Annotated in this window: 16 protein-coding genes and 1 pseudogene; 9 read left to right on the forward strand and 8 right to left on the reverse strand. The window is 69.9% G+C overall.

Annotation, left to right across the window (positions count from 1 at the left end; translation table 11 throughout):
• The first annotated feature begins 619 nt into the window (after positions 1-619).
• On the forward strand, positions 620-1,333 hold the full coding sequence (locus L0U85_RS16425; protein WP_347177468.1) for a spermidine synthase: 714 nt from the start codon (positions 620-622) through the stop codon (positions 1,331-1,333).
• A 136-nt stretch (positions 1,334-1,469) separates the two neighbouring features.
• On the opposite strand, the gene L0U85_RS16430 is transcribed toward L0U85_RS16425, so the two are convergent.
• On the reverse strand, positions 1,470-2,084 hold the full coding sequence (locus L0U85_RS16430) for a TetR/AcrR family transcriptional regulator (protein ID WP_241378841.1): 615 nt from the start codon (positions 2,082-2,084) through the stop codon (positions 1,470-1,472).
• Positions 2,085-2,173: 89 nt separating this feature from the next.
• Between L0U85_RS16430 and L0U85_RS16435 the strand changes: the two genes are divergently transcribed.
• Positions 2,174-3,370 (forward strand): NAD(P)/FAD-dependent oxidoreductase, encoded by a 1,197-nt coding sequence (locus tag L0U85_RS16435; protein ID WP_241378842.1) that lies wholly within the window; start codon positions 2,174-2,176, stop codon positions 3,368-3,370.
• Here L0U85_RS16435 and L0U85_RS16440 read toward each other — a convergent pair.
• Entirely contained in the window at positions 3,367-3,654 is a 288-nt protein-coding gene (locus tag L0U85_RS16440; RefSeq protein WP_241378843.1) for a hypothetical protein, read from the reverse strand. The two genes, L0U85_RS16435 and L0U85_RS16440, sit on opposite strands and share 4 nt — an antisense overlap.
• A 56-nt stretch (positions 3,655-3,710) precedes the next feature.
• Here L0U85_RS16440 and fxlM point away from each other — a divergent pair, with 56 nt between their 5' ends.
• Positions 3,711-4,919 carry a methyltransferase, FxLD system gene (fxlM, locus tag L0U85_RS16445; protein ID WP_241378844.1) on the forward strand — a complete coding sequence of 403 codons (1,209 nt, stop codon included), beginning with the start codon at positions 3,711-3,713 and terminating at the stop codon, positions 4,917-4,919.
• Here the strand turns inward: fxlM and L0U85_RS16450 are convergent.
• Positions 4,916-5,962, reverse strand: a complete 1,047-nt coding sequence (locus L0U85_RS16450) for a substrate-binding domain-containing protein (protein ID WP_241378845.1) — start codon at positions 5,960-5,962, stop codon at positions 4,916-4,918. The two genes, fxlM and L0U85_RS16450, sit on opposite strands and share 4 nt — an antisense overlap.
• Before the next feature lie 73 nt (positions 5,963-6,035).
• On the opposite strand from L0U85_RS16450, the gene L0U85_RS16455 reads away from it, so the two are divergent.
• The 4 genes from L0U85_RS16455 to rpmF all read left to right on the forward strand — a co-directional run bounded on the left by L0U85_RS16455 (position 6,036) and on the right by rpmF (position 11,010).
• Positions 6,036-7,238, forward strand: coding sequence for a hypothetical protein (locus L0U85_RS16455; protein ID WP_241378846.1), 1,203 nt, complete (start codon positions 6,036-6,038; stop codon positions 7,236-7,238).
• A 149-nt stretch (positions 7,239-7,387) separates the two neighbouring features.
• Complete coding sequence (locus L0U85_RS16460; RefSeq protein ID WP_241378847.1) at positions 7,388-9,181, forward strand: ABC transporter ATP-binding protein; 1,794 nt, start codon at positions 7,388-7,390, stop codon at positions 9,179-9,181.
• A gap of 406 nt (positions 9,182-9,587) precedes the next feature.
• A complete protein-coding gene (locus L0U85_RS16465) occupies positions 9,588-10,631 on the forward strand; it encodes a glycerophosphodiester phosphodiesterase family protein (protein ID WP_241378848.1) in 1,044 nt (347 codons plus the stop codon).
• A gap of 202 nt (positions 10,632-10,833) precedes the next feature.
• Positions 10,834-11,010, forward strand: a complete 177-nt coding sequence (rpmF, locus tag L0U85_RS16470) for a 50S ribosomal protein L32 (RefSeq protein ID WP_241378849.1) — start codon at positions 10,834-10,836, stop codon at positions 11,008-11,010.
• Positions 11,011-11,136: 126 nt separating this feature from the next.
• Here rpmF and L0U85_RS16475 read toward each other — a convergent pair whose 3' ends face one another.
• A complete protein-coding gene (locus L0U85_RS16475; RefSeq protein WP_241378850.1) occupies positions 11,137-11,718 on the reverse strand; it encodes a DUF3105 domain-containing protein in 582 nt (193 codons plus the stop codon).
• Positions 11,712-13,856: a type 2 lantipeptide synthetase LanM family protein gene (locus tag L0U85_RS16480; protein ID WP_241378851.1), complete on the reverse strand. Its 2,145-nt coding sequence runs from the start codon at positions 13,854-13,856 to the stop codon at positions 11,712-11,714. Before L0U85_RS16480 ends, L0U85_RS16475 begins: the two co-directional genes overlap by 7 nt.
• Between L0U85_RS16480 and L0U85_RS16485 the strand changes: the two genes are divergently transcribed.
• Positions 13,772-14,227 carry an NUDIX domain-containing protein gene (locus L0U85_RS16485; RefSeq protein ID WP_241378852.1) on the forward strand — a complete coding sequence of 152 codons (456 nt, stop codon included), beginning with the start codon at positions 13,772-13,774 and terminating at the stop codon, positions 14,225-14,227. The genes L0U85_RS16480 and L0U85_RS16485 overlap by 85 nt on opposite strands.
• Positions 14,228-14,229: 2 nt before the next feature.
• Here L0U85_RS16485 and L0U85_RS16490 read toward each other — a convergent pair whose 3' ends face one another.
• The 3 genes and pseudogenes from L0U85_RS16490 to L0U85_RS16500 form a co-directional block, all read right to left on the reverse strand.
• Positions 14,230-14,877 (reverse strand): TetR/AcrR family transcriptional regulator, encoded by a 648-nt coding sequence (locus L0U85_RS16490; RefSeq protein ID WP_241378853.1) that lies wholly within the window; start codon positions 14,875-14,877, stop codon positions 14,230-14,232.
• Positions 14,878-14,951: 74 nt separating this feature from the next.
• Positions 14,952-15,740, reverse strand: coding sequence for an alpha/beta hydrolase (locus L0U85_RS16495; RefSeq protein WP_241378854.1), 789 nt, complete (start codon positions 15,738-15,740; stop codon positions 14,952-14,954).
• A gap of 180 nt (positions 15,741-15,920) precedes the next feature.
• A pseudogene (locus L0U85_RS16500) lies at positions 15,921-16,250 on the reverse strand (NADP-dependent phosphogluconate dehydrogenase); the annotation flags it as partial.
• Between L0U85_RS16500 and L0U85_RS16505 the strand changes: the two are divergent.
• Positions 16,251-16,718 carry a GNAT family protein gene (locus tag L0U85_RS16505; RefSeq protein WP_241378855.1) on the forward strand — a complete coding sequence of 156 codons (468 nt, stop codon included), beginning with the start codon at positions 16,251-16,253 and terminating at the stop codon, positions 16,716-16,718. It abuts the pseudogene before it with no gap.
• Positions 16,719-16,733 lie beyond the last annotated feature (15 nt).

Raw genomic sequence — 16,733 nt, forward strand, 5'->3', positions numbered from 1 at the left:
GTGTGGATGACCTTCGACTTCTCGCTCCGCTCCGACCCGTTTGTCATCGTCTTCGCCATCACACACCCCCTCCGTCATCCAAGCTTTCGAACAATCTCCCTGTTTCCGACTGTTCGTCCTATACTTCAATGATACGGGCCTGACCAGCAGAAATCATCACCTGATAGGGGGAGAAACCCCTCATGTTCGGGCCCGGACCGCCTGCCGCGCAACACAACACGAGCAGAACTCACCCACCAAAACCACCCGGCGCGCACCCGACCCCCGCAACGCACCCCGGGATACCCTCCACCTCCCCGTCGCCGCCGCCCTTGGCGCACAACAACCACCCACGTGAAAGACGCCGCCCGCGAACAAGGGCCATTTCCGGCCTCCCCAGGCTCCCCACATGCACCACCAGCCACCGGTGACCAGCCGACCGCACCTCCCAAGACACCTAGGTCGCAATCTCACCCCGACGGAGAAAGACGTGCGAAACAGCAAACTTTCTCCCCAAGCGCCCGCGCCCAGCGCTCCGGAGCCTACGACTGCCTTCTGACCAACACCTGCGTTCGGTGTGACACCGACAATCGCCTCCGCTCGCCTGTCCGTTTCCGGCAGGTGGTTCGATTGGTCGATGATGAGGGGAATCGAGGAGCTGGGCTGGCGGACGACGCCGATGGGTGAGATCAGCCTGCGACGCCGGTACGACCCGGCTGTGGAGAAGGACGTGTACGAGGTCAAGCTCGACGAGGAGTTCCTGATGTCGAGCCTGTTCACGGTGGCCGAGATCGAACTGGCGTGGCTCGGACTGGAACGGACCGAGGGCGACCACCTCGACGTGATCGTGGGCGGCCTCGGCCTCGGCTACACCGCCCAGGCGGCCTTGGAGGACCCGAGAGTCGACACGCTCACCGTCATCGAGTACTCCGACGCAGTCATCGACTGGCACGAACAGGACCTGCTCCCCGACACCGCCGGTCTGGCTGCCGACGATCGGGTCCGCCTGGAACAGGCCGACTTCTTCGCGGCCGCGACGAGCACCGAGGGTTTCGACCCGGAGCGGCCCGGCCGCGAGTACGACGCGATCCTTCTTGACATCGACCACTCGCCCCGCAACGTCCTGCATTCACCGCACGCCGCCTTCTACACCTCCGACGGCATGGGGGCCATGTCCGCTCACCTCCGTCCCGGTGGCACCTTCGCGCTGTGGTCCGACGACCCGCCCGACGACGAGTTCGTCTCCACGCTCGGCCAGGTCTTCACCGACGTCGACGCGCGCCGCGTCTGGTTCGACAACCCCTTCACCGGAGGCCGCCACTCCAACACGGTCTACGTTGCCACCAAGGCCTGACAGGAAGGCGACCGCGATACGTTCGAGGCGCTCGCACGCGGGGCTGCCGTTCGGTCGTTGCGGCCTGCCGGTGAACGCCTCTCAGAAGCCGGCCTCGCGGTCGTAGTCCGCGGGCGGTACGCGCGCGGGAACCGGGTCAGCGGCTCGGAGCGAGTAGGCGCCGGATCGCCTCCAACTGGGCGTCCGCCAAGCGGTCCAGTTCGGTCTCGGTGAGGTCGTCCATGTTGGCCACCGACCACTCGTCCATCACCCACAGGACGGCCCGGACCAGCTCGCGTTGGAGGGACGCCGGCAGGTCGTCGCCGACGGCGCCGGCCGACCGGCCCGCTTCGAGGGCCCCGTCGATCCAGTCGTCGATTCGGGCCCGCGTCCGGGCGAGCGACCGCGGCGCGTCCGGGAGGTAGAAGAGCTTCGGCAGCGTCGCGAAGACCGGGTTCTCCTTGGCGGCCTTCGCCAGCCGGGCGGTGAGCCTCCGAATCCGGGCCCAGAAGTCCCCGTCGGCCAGCTCGGCGGGGGAGGGGAGGTCCAGGGTCGAGGCCAGCGCCGCCCCCACATCGCCGACCACCGCGTTGAACAGGGCCTCCTTCGAGTCGAAGTAGTGGTAGAAGGAGCTCTTGCTCATGCCCCTGGCCCGGATGATGCGGTTCAGCGAGGCGCGTTCGTAGCCGGACTCCGCGAACTCCGCCGCCGCCTCCTCCAGCAGCGCCCGCCGCCGCTCCGGAGGCAGCACTCCCGCTTCGCGTTTCTGCATGCCGCCAAGGATAGCAGCGCAGTGGACCGCATGGTCCACTCGCGTGCTACCTTGGAGTGGACCGAGTGGTCCAGAGGATTGGAGAGACCGTGCTCAAGGAGACTTCGATACGAACGCAGGTCGAGGCGTCGCGCGGCGACCGGCTTCGCGTCCTCATCGTCGGCGCGGGTATCGCCGGGCTGACGCTCGCCCAGCTGCTCAGGCGCCGAGGACTTGCGCCGGTTCTGGTCGAGCGGGCGGGACCCGACGCCCCGAACGGCTACATGCTCGCGCTCATGCCGCTCGTCGACCCGGTCTTCGAGGCGCTCGGTGCGACCGAGGCGTACCGCTCGGGCTCGGTCGCCATGAACCGCTTCCGCATCCGCGACCGGCGCGGCTCCGTCATCCGCGAGTACACCATGGGCGGCCTGCTCAAGGCCTACGGCGATTACCGCGGCGTCAGCCGCGGCGACCTCATGGAGGTCCTCGCATCGTCCGGCGGCGCGGTGACGCACGGGATCACCGTCACCGGACTCGAACAGCCGGGCTCGGTCGTCGCCGCCGCCTTCGACGACGGGAGCGAGGCCGAGTTCGACGCCGTCATCGTCGCCGACGGCCTCCATTCGGCCACCCGCGACCTCGTGCTCACCCCCGAGCAGGTCAAGGTCTACGACACCGGCTGGGGCGGATGGGTCGTCTGGACCGACGCCGATGAGGACGACGATCTCGGCGAAGAGCTCTGGGGTGTCGGCGCTTTCGTCGGCACTTACCCCGTCAATGGCCGGCTCGGCGCCATAGTCTGCGGCTCGCGCGACGACGCCCACGCCGGACTCGACTCGTTCGTAGCCCGGCTGCGCACCGCGGTCCCCACCGCCGGCGACCGCATGGCGCGCGTCCTCACCGAAGCCGTCGACGGGCGCGACGCCTACTACTGGTCGCTCACCGATTGCCGCAGCGCCACCTGGTCGTCCGGGCGGATCGGGCTGGTCGGCGACGCCGCCGCCGGTTTCCTTCCCACCGCCGGGATCGGCGCCGGCATGGCCATGGAGTCCGCCTGGGTCCTGGCCGACCGCCTCGCCCGGAGCGATCCCGCCGACGTCCCCGCCGCGCTCGTCGGCTACGAGAAGGCCCAGCGGCCGCGTGTTGAAGCGGCCCAGGACAACTCGCGCAATCTCGCGCCGCTGCTGTTCAACGATGCCTCCTTCGCGGCGACCCTGCGCGACTGCGCCGCCAGGTACATCCCCCTCGGCATCATGCTCGGCCCGATCCGCAAGCTCCTCGAAGACCGGCCCGCGGGAGTTCACTAGAGCCCGATGCCGGTGGGACACGCGACGGCGTCTCCTATTCGGTCACCGACGCCCCCGGCCGCGTCCCGCTCGCGATCAATGCCGAAGACCTTTCGGGTGATTCCGTCCGCCTTCGCTACGGGGCACACCGGCGCGAAGTCCACGCCGTCGGAGATGTCAAGCAGCCCTTCGGGTTGAACATCTGAATCACCGTCGACGGCATCGATCCCGTCCCGATGCCGATCCCGGACGGGCAGACCGAGAGGCAGGCGCTTTGCTCTGTGGCCGACGAACGACGCGGGCATCCCGCGTACAGATCTGGAGGAGGCGATCGCGCCGAGGCGGACGTACGCTTGACAATGTGAGTGAGCGCACAAGCACCGCAGGTGAGGAGGCGCGCCGGCGGCGAACGCGTCTGGTCGAGAAGCTGCGTGGGAGCGGATCCATTCGAACCGCGCGGGTGGCCGAGGCGATGCTCGCCGTGCCCAGACACGTCTTCGTCCCCGAGGCGCCGCTCCGGGCCGCCTACGCGGACGACGTGTTCGTCACCAAGCGCAACAACGAGGGCGTCCCCGTCAGCTCCGCCTCCCAGCCGGCCATCGTCGCCGAGATGCTGGAGCAACTGGACGTCAGGCCCGGCCATAAGGTGCTGGAAATCGGCGCCGGTACCGGCTACAACGCCAGCCTGCTGGACGACCTGGTCGGGCCTGAGGGGTCAGTCGTCGCGGTCGATCTGGACGCAGACACCGTCAAGAGGGCCCGTGACGCACTGGAGGCAGTCGGCCGCCGCCGGGTCGAGGTCGTGCACGGCGACGGCGAACTCGGCCACGCAGACGGCGCACCCTACGACCGGATCATCGTCACCGTCGGCACCTGGGACCTTCCTCCCGCGTGGTGGGACCAGCTCGTAGACGGCGGCAGACTCGTCGCGCCGCTCCAGATCCGCAGCTCCGAGCACTCGATCGCCTTCGAGCTCTCCGGGGGCGTCATGCGCAGCCGGTCAGTCATCACCTGCGGATTCATGCCGATGCGCGGCCTCGGCTCGTACGAGAGCCGGGTCGTGGAGCTGTCCGAAGGCCGCATCATCGCCTTCCACGCAGACGAGGAGGTCGAGGTCGGCGGCGCGCGCGGCGTCCTGGACGAGCGCGGCGCCACCGTCTGGACCGGAGTCCGCATCGCGCCCGGCGAGGACACGGCGCAGCTGTCGCTGTGGCTGGCGTGCGGGTTCAGCGGTTACGGGCGCATGAGCGCGCCGTTCGGCGACCACGGCAAACTGCGGCTCTTGCTCCGCTGGGCCAACCCGGGGATCGTCGACGGCCGCGCGTTCGCGTATCTGGCGTGCCGTCGCACCGCCGATGGGAGCGCTATCGAAGCCGGGGTGTGCGGGCACGGGCCCGGCGGGGCCGACCTCGCGGAACGGGTCGCCCGGCAGGTCCGGGTCTGGGACCGCGAGTGCCGCGCCGAGCGCCGTCTCCAGATCGAGGCCTACCGCGAGGGCGTCGGACCCACTGTGGAGGGATGGTTCGTGGTTCCCAAACGGCACAGCCGCCTCGCGATCCGCCTCGCCTAGCGTCGCGGTGGGGCGGTGCTGCCGCGGATCACCAACTCGGCCTCGCACACGATCCGGCCGCTGTTCGAGGGCACGGCCTCCCGAGCGCCGGGCGGGTCGACGATCCGCCGCAACGCCGCCTCGACCATGGCCTCCACCGGCTGACGCACCGTCGTGAGCGCCGGGACCGAGTCCCCGGCGTCGGGGATGTCGTCGAAGCCTGTCACCGAGACGTCCTCGGGGACACGCAGGCCGAGCAGGCCCGCCGCGGCGATGCCGCCCAGCGCGCCCTTGTCGGAGGCGAACACCACCGCAGTCGGCGGGTTCGGCAGGCTCAGCAGATCGGTCATCGCCCGCTGCGCCGCGGGCCGGTGGAACGCGCCCTCCCGGCACCATTCGGGACGCAGCGGCAGGCCGGCGGCCCGCATCGCGGCCCGGAACCCGTCCAGACGCTCCTGTGCCGGCAGCGAGGACGGATTGCCGATGACCACGGCGATGTCCTTGTGGCCCAGCTCGATGAGGTGCTCGGTGAGCCGGTATTCGGAATCGCGGTTGCTCAAATGGACGGTGGTGAGCGCCCGGTCCTGCTCGGTCGCCGGATCGATCACCACGCTCGGGATCTCCGTGTCCCGCAGGTAGTCCACCTGTGCCTCGGTGAAGTCGACCATGATTCCGAGGACTCCGCTGGTGCCGCGCGCGGCGACCTGGTCGAGCCAGCGCCTCGGCGGAGTCGGACGCGACTGGTCGATCTGTGCGGTGCTCACCACGAGGTTCAGGCCCCGCTCGGCAGCCGCCCGATCGACGCCGCTGAGCAGCGTCGAGGACCATGCCGAGTCGAGCTCGTGGATGACGACATCCAATAGCGCTGAGCCGACCTTCGCGGATCGCGCCGGGGACGAGGGCATCGGATAGGCGTTCCGCCGCAGCGCGGCGCGCACGCGGGATCGGGTGTCGGCCGCCACGTCGGCGCGGCCGTTGACGACTTTGGAGACCGTGGAGACCGAGACGCCCACCTCGCGGGCGATGACGGCGAGCTTAACCGGGGATCGCACGTGTCCGGTCACCGCTGACCTCCTGGTCGATTCGTTTCGCTCTCCTAGATTAGTCGCCCGGCGGGTGGCCAGCTAAGGTGCAGCGGTGCGAACGACCGCAGAGGTCCTGCTCTGGATCACCCCCAAGATCTTCGACGACTTGTGCCGGCCCGCCGCGGCGGTCGGGGCCTTCTTCGATCACTACCGCGACTGGATCGACGGCCGGCGCGCGACGATTCTGTTCGCCGCCGGAAACGGCGACCACGTCCTCAACTACGCGGGGCGCGGCGGCCGGCTCGACCGGTTCGACTGGGCCCGATACAACGCCTTCGCGCCGGGCCACGATCAGGACCGGCTGCGCCGCGACCACAATCGAGACTGGCTCGACCGCGTCCGCGAGGGCGGCGAGCGGTCGGAGAACCCGTACGCGGCCGGACCGATGATGATCCTGTCCGAGCAGGTCATGGATTATGAAGTCCTCGCCGGGATCTACGCGACCGTCCGTGCCGAGGCCGAGTCCAGGAATGTCGACATCCGCCTGCTGGAGTACCTGGACCCGAGCCCGGAGCGCTGCGCGAGCGAGTGGAAGCGTCGGCGCCACCCAGAGGTCTCGCAGGGCGCCGGTAGCGGCGAACCCGGCGTCATCGATACGACAGTGCCTCTTCGAGGTGACGGCTTCCGCTACGCCGCCTGGCCCGACGGGATCCCCGAGGGCCTGCCGGCCGGGGACTTCGCGGCGGCGCAGGCTGCCGCGTTCTGCGCCGACTTCGGCCTCGACGGCGTCTTGCTCGGCGACCAGTTCGGGCTCGTCGGCCTCCGAGACCCGGCCAACGCCCCCGAGCCGACCGACGAGCGGCGCGCGGGCGTCGAACGCTTCTTCACGCAGCTGCGCGAGCGGATGGGGAACCGGCTCGTGTACTGGATGGACACCCACTGGCCCGCCGAGGTGGAGCGGGAGGCGTGGTGCATGACCGACGCCGCCTACGCCTCCTTGGACGCGATCGTCGCCTCCGCCGGCGCCGTCCCGACCGAGCGCGGCCGGATCGTGCCGAACCTGCGCAGCAAGTCCACCCTGTCGGGGCCGAGCGTCATCATGGGCCTGGACTTCGTCGACCCCTGGCGCTGGCACCGCGCCTACCTGGACGACCGGCGGACCTACCTTTGCCAACGGGAGGTGCTCGAAGACTGCGCGGAGTTGATCGACGGGGTCACCTTCTTCGCCAACGACACATTCGGGCAGTTCGTCAGAGCGGACCCCCTGGCCGAGACCCTCGCGACCCTGAGCCGCGCCGAGAAGCGGGCGTCCTAGGACGGCGGCGACGAGGGGATAGGGGAACTCCGAGGACTGCGGTCCTCCGTCTCAGGTCTTGGTCGGGTATGCGACTCGCGGCGGAGGGCGAAGTCGCACCGCGGGGGTAGCGTCGGTGGCAACCGCCAACACCCAGCGGAGGAACAACGATGTCCGAAACCAGTACCCTCGAACCGCCCGCGGCCGAGACCACCCCGGCCGCCGAACCCCCGGCGAAGGCCCCGATCAGCCGACTGTGGGCCTACGCCCGCCCCCACTGGAGACTGCTCCTCATCGGAGGGTCGCTGTCCTTTCTCGGAGGGGTCACCGGCCTGATCCAGCCTCTCATCGCGATGGAGGTCATCGAGGCCCTCTCCGACGACGCCTCGCTGCGCAACCCCCTGCTGCTGCTCGCCGGCATCGTCGTCGTCGGCGGCGTCCTGAGCGCCGTCGGTCCCTACCTGATGCAGATCGCCGGGCAGGACGTCGTCCTGTCGGTGCGCAAGAGCCTCATCGGCAACCTCGTCCGCCTCAAAATCGTCGAGGTCGACCGGCTCCGACCCGGCGACCTGGTCTCCCGGCTCACCTCCGACACGAACCTGCTGCGAACCGTCGCCAGCACCACCGTCATCGGCGGGGTCACCGACTCGTTCATGATCATCGGCGGCATCGTCCTCATGGCGTGGCTCGACATGGTCCTGTTCGGTACCACCATGGCGATGGTCGCTCTGGTGACGGTCACGATGCTGTACATCATGCCGAAGATCCAGAACGCCACAGTCGACTCACAGAAGGCCTTGGGCGACATGGGATCGCTGTTGGAGCGCATCTTCAGCGCCTTCCGCACCGTCAAGGCCTCCAGCGCCGAGGAGCACGAGGTCGCACGCCTCGACGAGGCCGCCACTGCCGCCCGGGACAAGGGCGTCACCGCCGCACTGTGGGAAGGGCTTGCGGGCGTCGCCGCGTGGATGCCGATCAACATCGCCTTCCTCATGGTCCTCGGCGTCGGCGGCGCGCGCGTCGCCTCCGGCTCGATGGAGGTCGGGACTCTCATCGGCTTCCTGTTGCTCCTGTTCTACCTGATGGGGCCGATCAACGGCCTGGTCGCGTCGCTCTCACAGCTCCAGACCGGACTGGCCGCGGTCAAGCGCATCGAGGACATCGCGAACCTGGACGCCGAGGAGCCCGCGAACGGAGCCCTCGTCGAGACCGGCGACGGACCGGCTCGCGTGGCGTTCCGCGACGTCACCTTCCGCTATGCCGACGACCTCCCGTTCGTCCACCACGGCGTCACGTTCGAGTCCAGCGGCAAGGGCCTGACCGCGTTCGTCGGCCCCTCCGGCGCCGGGAAGACCACGGTGTTCTCGCTCATCGAGCGCTTCTACCCGGCCGGCGGCGGCTCGGTCGCCGTCGACGGCCGCGAGGTCGCCGAGTGGCCCCTGGCGACGCTGCGCCGCATGATCGGCTACGTCGAGCAGGACGCCCCGGTCCTGCACGGCACTCTGCGGGAGAACCTCGTCATGGCCGCGCCCGACGCGACCGACGCCGAGGTCGAGGACGTCGTGAAGCTCGCGCGCCTGACCGACCTGGTCGGGCGGCTCCCCGAAGGGCTCGATTCGCCGATCGGCTACCGGGGCATGACGATCTCCGGCGGGGAGCGCCAGCGCGTGGCGATCGCGCGGGCGCTGCTGCGGAAGCCGAGGTTGCTGCTGCTCGACGAGGCCACCTCGCAGCTCGACGCCGCGAACGAGGCCGCGCTCAAGCAGGTGATGCTCGACGCCGCCGAGCGCACGAACGTCCTGGTGGTGGCGCATCGGCTGTCGACGGTCACCAGCGCCGACCAGATCGTGGTGCTCGACGCCGGGCGCGTGCGCGCGGTCGGCTCGCACGCCGAGCTGGTCGAGGCCGACGAGCTGTACCGAGACCTGGCCGCCTCGCAGCTGCTCACCGCCGATCAGGGGTGAAGCCCTAAGGCATTCTCGAAATTTTCGATACTTGATTCGGTCGGACCAGGATGGCTCATAGCAAGCGGTTCCAGTCGTTTGCCGACGTCATTCGAGGAGACATCGACCGTGCGTTCGACCGGTTCGGCACATAGGTGTAGGAACCGGTTCCTCGCCGTGGCCGGCGCAGCTCACATGTTCTTCACGACTAAATGGACGACGACAACCAGGGCTGCCCGTACCTATCGCCGGTCGGCGACACCGTCGCAGTGAAGCGGCGGTTTTCCGTTGCGCGTCGATCGCCGACGCGCCGAATCGCGCGATTTCCATCAGCGTTCAGAGGGCGTTCACGGCCGTGCGACGCGGGAGACGGCCTCGGTCGTTGTACTGGGGACCCCAGAACCCGACTGAGAAGAGGATGAAGCGAATGTCCCGCAAGGGTGCTGCTCTCCTTCGCGGCCTCGCCGCGACCGCCGCTGCAGGCATCGTGGCCACCGTGGCCGCCACTCCCGCCGCCGCCGAGCCGAAACACGAGCCTTCCGGTGAACCCGTCGTCATCGCCCACCGCGGCGCCAGCGGCTACGTCCCCGAACACACCATGGAGGCATACAGGCTCGCCGTCCGGCTCGGCGCCGACGTAATCGAACCCGACCTCGTGCTCACCGCAGACGGCGAGCTGCTCGCCCGCCACGAGCCCGAGCTGAGCGACACCACCGACGTCGAGGCCCGCCCCGAGTTCGCCGACCGCAAGACCACGCGCGACGTCGATGGCACCGAGATGACCGGTTGGTTCGCCGACGACTTCACCGTCGCCGAGCTCAAGACGCTCCGCGCCGAGGAGCGCCTCCCCGAGCTGCGGCCCCGCAGCGCCGCCTGGGACGGCAGGTTCGAACTCGTCACCTACGACGAGATCCTCGACTACGTCGAGGGACTCGGCCGCGAGGTCGTCACCTACCCGGAGATGAAGCACCCCGCTTACTACGACGACATGGGGCTGAGCATCGAGGACGCCCTGGCCGAGACGCTCGCCGAGCGCGGACTGGACGAAGAGGCCTCCCCGGTGTGGGTGCAGTCCTTCGATTACGAGAGCCTCGTCGAGATCGGCGAGGCCATCGACAACCCCATCGGTCTGAACATCGGCGGCTCGGGGGCGATCTCCGACGCCGACCTCGACCTGTACGCCGAGACACTCGACGCGATCAGCCTGTCCAAGAACCGCATCGTGCCGCGCGACGCCGACGGCCGCCTGCTCGATGCCACCGACGTCATCGAGCGCGCCCACGAGCGCGGCCTGGAGGTCCACGTGTGGACCTTCCGCAATGAGAACGCCTTCCTGCCGGCCGATTTCCGCCGTGCGCACGGGGACGCGGAGTGGGGCGACTACATGGCCGAGTACGAGCTGTTCTACGACCTCGGCGTCGACGCCGTCTTCAGCGACTTCCCCGACAGCGCGATCGCCGCGAGGGACTGACCGGCCGGGTCCGGCCCGCGACTCCATCGAGCGCCGAGGGGCCGCCCCAGTCGACGGGGACGACCTCTCGGCCCTGTCTCCGGGCGACGACCGGGCCGACCGGGAACCGCTCGCGCTCGGCCAGGCGGCGGTCGCGAGGGGGAAGTCGGCCATGGGTCGACCCGAAGTGATTAATGAAAACCATGTTCATTAGGGTGTGGGCATGGCAGTTCCGAAACGGCGCCTCTCGCGCTCGAACACCCGCAAACGCCGCTCCCAGTGGAAGGGCCGGGCCACCGCGCTCCAGGCCTGCCCGTGCCCGAGCAAGGCGGTGATCCGGCCGCACCACGTCTGCACGCACTGCGGCCAGTACAAGGGCCGCCAGATCCTGGAAGAGTGACCACCGGTACAGGTCGATTTCGAAATGGACAGTCTGGAAGCGGATTCCCGTCGCGTGCTCAGCCGCGCCTGGCGTCCTCGCGTCCGTGTGCCGCGATGATCGCTGACCTCTCGATCTCGGCCGTCGTCACTCCGGCGTCCCGGTCCCGCCGTGGCAGGGTCCTCCGGCCTCCGGCACGTGCCGGCTCCCGGCGAACAAGCCGATGAAGTCCGCGAACCGGGGGTCGTCGACGCCGTCGAGTTCGAGCCGGTACCCCCACGCGGACATCACGGTCCCCTCGACTCCGGGGTAGGGGCTCGCCAGGACGTACATGTGGTCGCGGACGGCGACGCCGATCCGCTCCACCGAGTCCGCGTCGAGCTCCGGGGCGTAGGCGATCCACACGGTCCCGTGCTCCATCGCGTGCACGGCGTGCTCGTCCTTGATCGGCTCCGAATAGAACCCGCAGTTCTGCCATACGGGGTGGTGCGGACCTCCGGCAGGCGGCCGCAACCGGTATTCGACCGTCTCCGTCGTATGGTCCCCGGCGCCGCTGACGTCGACGGTCTGGAGTCCTTCGATTCGCTCCACACCCTCGGGCCCGCCCTCGTCGCCTCCGATGAGGAGGTACGCTCCGCCCGCGAGGGCGAGGGCGGCCCCGGCCGCGGCGATCACCCCGGCCCTCTTCTTCGGCCGGGCCCGCGCGGGCTCGTGGAAGACCTCTACCACTGCCGGTCCCCCCTCGGTCCCTCCAGCCAGGGCACCCGCGCTCCGAAGGCGCCTCGCAGCAGGGCGAGGCCGGTTCCGGCCAGGCCGGTGAACAGGCCCACCGTCTCGTGGCGCTGGTGCCCCCAGCCGCTCAGCCACGCCCCGCGGCGATGGGCCTCGACGAACGAGGCCGCCAACCGCCGATCCGCGTACTCGGGCGCCCCTGCCAGGCGCAGGAACTCCAGGTTCCCCAGGTCGCCGTGGCACAGGCAGTCGTTCCGCTCGAATCCGCGTCTCTTGGTGGTGTTCACCGCGTGAAAGACCTCGTCGGCGGCCCCAGCCACGTCGAGGTGCGCCGACATGAGGCGGCGCGCCGCGCCGATGCCGGGGGCGCCGTTGCACCAGGCGACTGGCAGGTCTTCCACCGGGACGTCCGCCTCGCGAAGGTCCCTCCAGTTCTCGGCCTCCTCTATGTACAGGCTCCGCTCATACCGGACGGCCGCGAGCGCGGCCTCAGCGAACCGCGGCTCCCCGGTCCTCGAGTGCAGCGCCGCCAGGGCGTGCGCGATGCCGGCCGCGCCGTGTGCGTACCCGGCAAGAGGCAGGTTCGCCACCGGTGTCGCCCAACCGATCCCCGACTCCTGCGGCTCGGCGGCGCGAAGTACGGCATCGCCGTACTCGCCGGCGACGGCGAGCAGCTCGTCGTCCTCGACCGTCTCGTGGGCGTTGAGAAGCACCAGCACCAGCCCGGCGGCGCCTTCGAGGAGGTCGGCGCTCACGGCGCCGGCCCTTCCCGCGAGCCGCATCGCCTCGTCGCGCGCTCTGGAGAGCATCGAGCCGTCGAGCCGTTCGGCCCGGACGATCGGCGCCAGGTTGTCGGCGGCGGTGAAGCCGGACCAGAACCGGTCGAACAGGCGGTCGCGGTAAAGGCCGTTGAACAGGTGGTCGGGGTGCCGCCCGGCCTCCAGCGCGAGGGCGTACGTGGCCGTCGCGCGCACGATGTGGCGCACGCTCACGTCGGCGCAGCCGCGCATCATCGCCGCGAAATCCTCCTTGCGGCCCTCGATGATCCGGTAGGCCCCGGTGAACCCCTCGACGATGTCGGCTACGTGTTCGGAGGCGGGCCTCGGTGCGCCGTCGAGGGTCGGCTGGTTGTCGGTCGCCTCCATCTCCACGATGACCCGTTCGCCTCGCATGCGCGTCGTGCCGTCCTCGGCCCAGCGGAGCACGGCGTTCGGCGAGAGCTGGCCCTGCGAGTCGCCGAGGCCGCTGAGATCCGATCCCTTCCTGCCGTCGGGGTCCTCCAGGTAGAACGGGAGCAAGCCCGTGGCGAGCACCGAGTCGGACACTAGGCTGTAGGCCCGGTAGGTCGCCGAAGTCTCCCGAGAGGGCCGGTGGTGGACGTGGAAGAGCGTCTCCAGATCGAGGAGCAGGGGGTGGTCCCCTACCGCCATGAGGTTCTCGCGGTGCAGGTCCGAGGTGCCGAGGGCGTACAGCAGGGCCATCAGGCCGCCCTGGCGGCGGTAGAACCTGCGCACGCCTTCGGCCTCGCCGCAGTCGCGGTGCCGGACGAACTCCTGCCACTGGCACCGCTCCGCGCAGACGGTGCGGGGGCTGCGGAGGCTCGGCTCGAAGCCGTTGTCGTTGAGCCACTCGGTGAACCGGGCGAAGGCGGCGTCGGCCTCGCCCGGTCTCGGCTTGTAGACCATCCTGCCGCCCGTCTCCGTCTCGAAGACCAGTGTGGTCCGGCCGCCGCGATGGGGGTCGGACTTGCCCGGCTCGATCCCCACGATCCGCTCGGCGGAGCCGATGCCGATCGCCCCCAGGCGCCGCCGGTCGCGCCGGTAGCGGCCGAGGGCCTCGTCGATCGCCCGCACCCTGTCGGTGATCGCCGTGACGAGCAGGCGCGGGACGACGGGGTAGCGCGTCGTCGCGTCGGTGAACCACTCCAGTTGCGAAATCCGGGACCGGAAGTGGTCCAGCCGCTCGGCGTCGGTCCCTCCCGGCAGGTCGCCGCGCAGGCTTGCGACGTTCAATTCGAGCGCCAGCACGCTCTGCATGGTCGCCACCAGCCGTGGTGCGAGATCGCTCGCGAGCCGCCTCGCCAGCGGCTCAGGGGCGACGACGAGATCCGCATGCCGGTCCAGCACGGCGCGCATCCGCACTCGCCGCCGCGGCGGTCCGCGAAGTCCACGAGGAGACCGGCCTGCGCATCGACCGCGAGGACCTCCACGGCCCCGTCGCCTACGGTGTCTACGTCTGCTTCCCGCACGGCCGGCTGCTCGTCCAGAAGAACTGGTACTTCTTCCACCGCGTCGAACGCTTCGCCCCGCGCATGACCGCCGGCGCCGGCTACGAACTGGGCCTCGGCTTCGACTGGCTGCCGATCGGGGCGCTCGGGTCGAGCGACGGCATGATCGAGCCCGAACGCCTGGTGTCCCTGGTCAAACGCCTGCGCGACGGCCACGTCCCGGCCGAGCCGGTCGACCTCGGCGGCTCCCACGGCCCCGTCTTCCCCGGCTGGGACTGACCTCAGGCCCCGGTGCCGTAGAGCCGCAGGAACATCCGCACGCCGTCACCGGCCAGCTCGCGGATCTCCTCCGCGCTGATCGGCAGCGCCCCGAAGAACGTGCGGTCGCTGATCGGCGTGAACGTGAGGAGCGTGTAGTACTCGGCGGCCTTGCCCGCGTCGTCGATGTCGAGCAGGCCGCGGTCGGCCATGCCCTGGAACTTCGATGCGATCTCGCGGAGGGATCGCATCGGGCCCTCGCGCAGCCATTCGTCGAGCACTTCCGGTGGGAGGCTGGTGACCTCGGCGCGGATGGTGCGGCTGAACGCGGTGTGCTCGTCGGGGGCGTCGAGGATCGCCTCGGCGCGGTCGACCGCGAAGTCGGTGAGGTCGGTCTGGAGGTCCAGGATCTTCGACAGGTGCTTGTCGATGAGGATGCTGATGTGCTCGGAGACGTCGCGGACGCCTTCGAGAGCGGCGGTGCGGAAGAGCTCGGCCTTGTCCGCGAAGTGGTTGTAGATGGTCTTCTTGGAGACGCCGGCTTCGGCCGCGATGGCGTCGACGGAGGCCCGCTCGTAGCCTTCCCGTCCGAACACGCGCGTCGCGGCGCGGATCATCGCCTCGCGCTTGTCGGGGCGGCCGCGCCGCGCCGGTGTGGCCTCAGTGCCCATGTCGCCCCTTCCCGTGCGGATGTCCGGGGCAAGTCTAGTGGCCGACGGGCGGGGGCCCCGCCCGTCGGTTCCCGCTAGGACAGGAACGCATCGACGGCCTTCAGGAACGCCTCGGGCTGCTCGGCGAAGCTGATGTGCCCGGAGTCGAGTTCGAGGTATTCGCTGCCGCCGATGGCTGCGGCGAGTTCGCGGGTGAGGCCGACCGGGATGGTCGCGTCGTGCGCGTTGCCGATGACGAGCGCCGGAGCCGCAATGCGGGGCAGCAGGTCGCGGATGTCGAGGCGCAGATCGAGGTCGATGTGGCGCAGTGTGCCCTCGTCCGGCTGCATGGACCCGTTGATGCCCGCGAGGGCGCCGTCGGGGAGTGCGCCGAGGAAGGTCGAGCTGAACGCGGCGGTCGTCGCGAACAGCCCGAAGCGCTCGGGGTCGTCGGCGAAGGAGCGCCACAGCCCGAAGGTCTGCTGGAGGGCGGCGTGGTCGCTGCGGGCCCACCCGGCGATCGAGACGACGCGGGCGACGAGGTGGGGGCGGAGTCCGGCGAGCGCCGCGACGATGGTGCCGCCCAGGGAGAAGCCCATGATGTCGACCGGGCCGGGCCCGGTGGCCTCGATGACCGCCGCGACCTGCTCGGCGAGGGTCTCGACGGTGAGCGGCGTGCCATCGTCCGGGGTGTGAACGGTCCCGGAGAGCTCGGGGAGGACCAGGGTGTGCGTGGCGGCGAAGTGGTCGAGGAGGCCGCCCCAGACGTAGTCGGCGCCGCCGGAGCCGGTGCCGTGGACGAGGACGAGACGGCGATCGGCGCCCGAGGTGGAGGGCACGACGCGGTAGGCGACCTGGGCTGCGTCGACGGGGAGGGTCGGCATGATGGAATCCCTTCGAGAAAACTTTTCGGTTTCCTTAAGAAACCGGTTGGTGTAAATCGAGATTACACCAATCGGCAGAGAAAAGAAACTATCGAGTGTAAAAGTGATCGCCGCCATGCGTTCAAGCGAAACGGCGCCGCCCCCGCTCGATCGAGCGGGGGCGGCGCCGTCAAGGCGTGCCTAGAGCTGGATCTCCGACCGGTCCCCCGACCAGTCCGTGTGGAACGTGCCCTCGCGGTCCACACGCTTGTACGTGTGCGAGCCGAAGAAGTCCCGCTGCCCCTGGATCAGGGCCGCCGGCAGGCGGCGCGAACGCAGCCCGTCGTAGTACGCCAGCGCCGACGAGAAGCCCGGCGTCGGGATCCCCGCCAGCGCGGCCGTCGAAACCACCCGGCGCCACGCGTCCTGCGCGTCCGTCACGATCTTCGTGAACTCCGGCGCCGCGAGCAGCGTCGGCAGTTCGGGGTTCGAGCGCCAGGCCTCGGTGATCCGGTCGAGGAAGCGCGCGCGGTGGTGCTGCAGCAGTTCGAGGCCATCGGCAACTGGAAGCCCGACAAGTGGGTCCTCCCGTTGAGCGTCTTCGCCGACGGCGAGCCGATCGGCGTGCAGATCACCTACGCCACGGACTTCGCGCTCACACGCGAGATCGCGACCTCCTCCTGGCTGACCCTGTCCGCGCACTCGCAGGGGTTCGGCACGGAGATGCGCGCCGCAGTCCTCGCGTTCGCTTTCAGCTCGCTCGCGGCGACCACGATGCTCACCAGGAGCTTCGAGGACAACGTCGCCGCTTGCCGCGTTTCGGAGAAACTCGGCTACAGCCCCGACGGCGTCGAGATCGCCGCGCGTGAAGACGGACGGGCCCACCTCGCTCAACGTTTCCGCCTGTCAGCCACCACGTGGCGAGCCCGGGAGCCGGCGCCTGTCGCCGTGTCCGGATTCGAGGCCGCCCGATCTTGGTTCCTCGGTCCCTGCCCCTGATCGTCCACGATGAAG

This window comes from Glycomyces sp. L485, from assembly GCF_022548875.1.
GTDB lineage: Bacteria > Actinomycetota > Actinomycetes > Mycobacteriales > Micromonosporaceae > Glycomyces.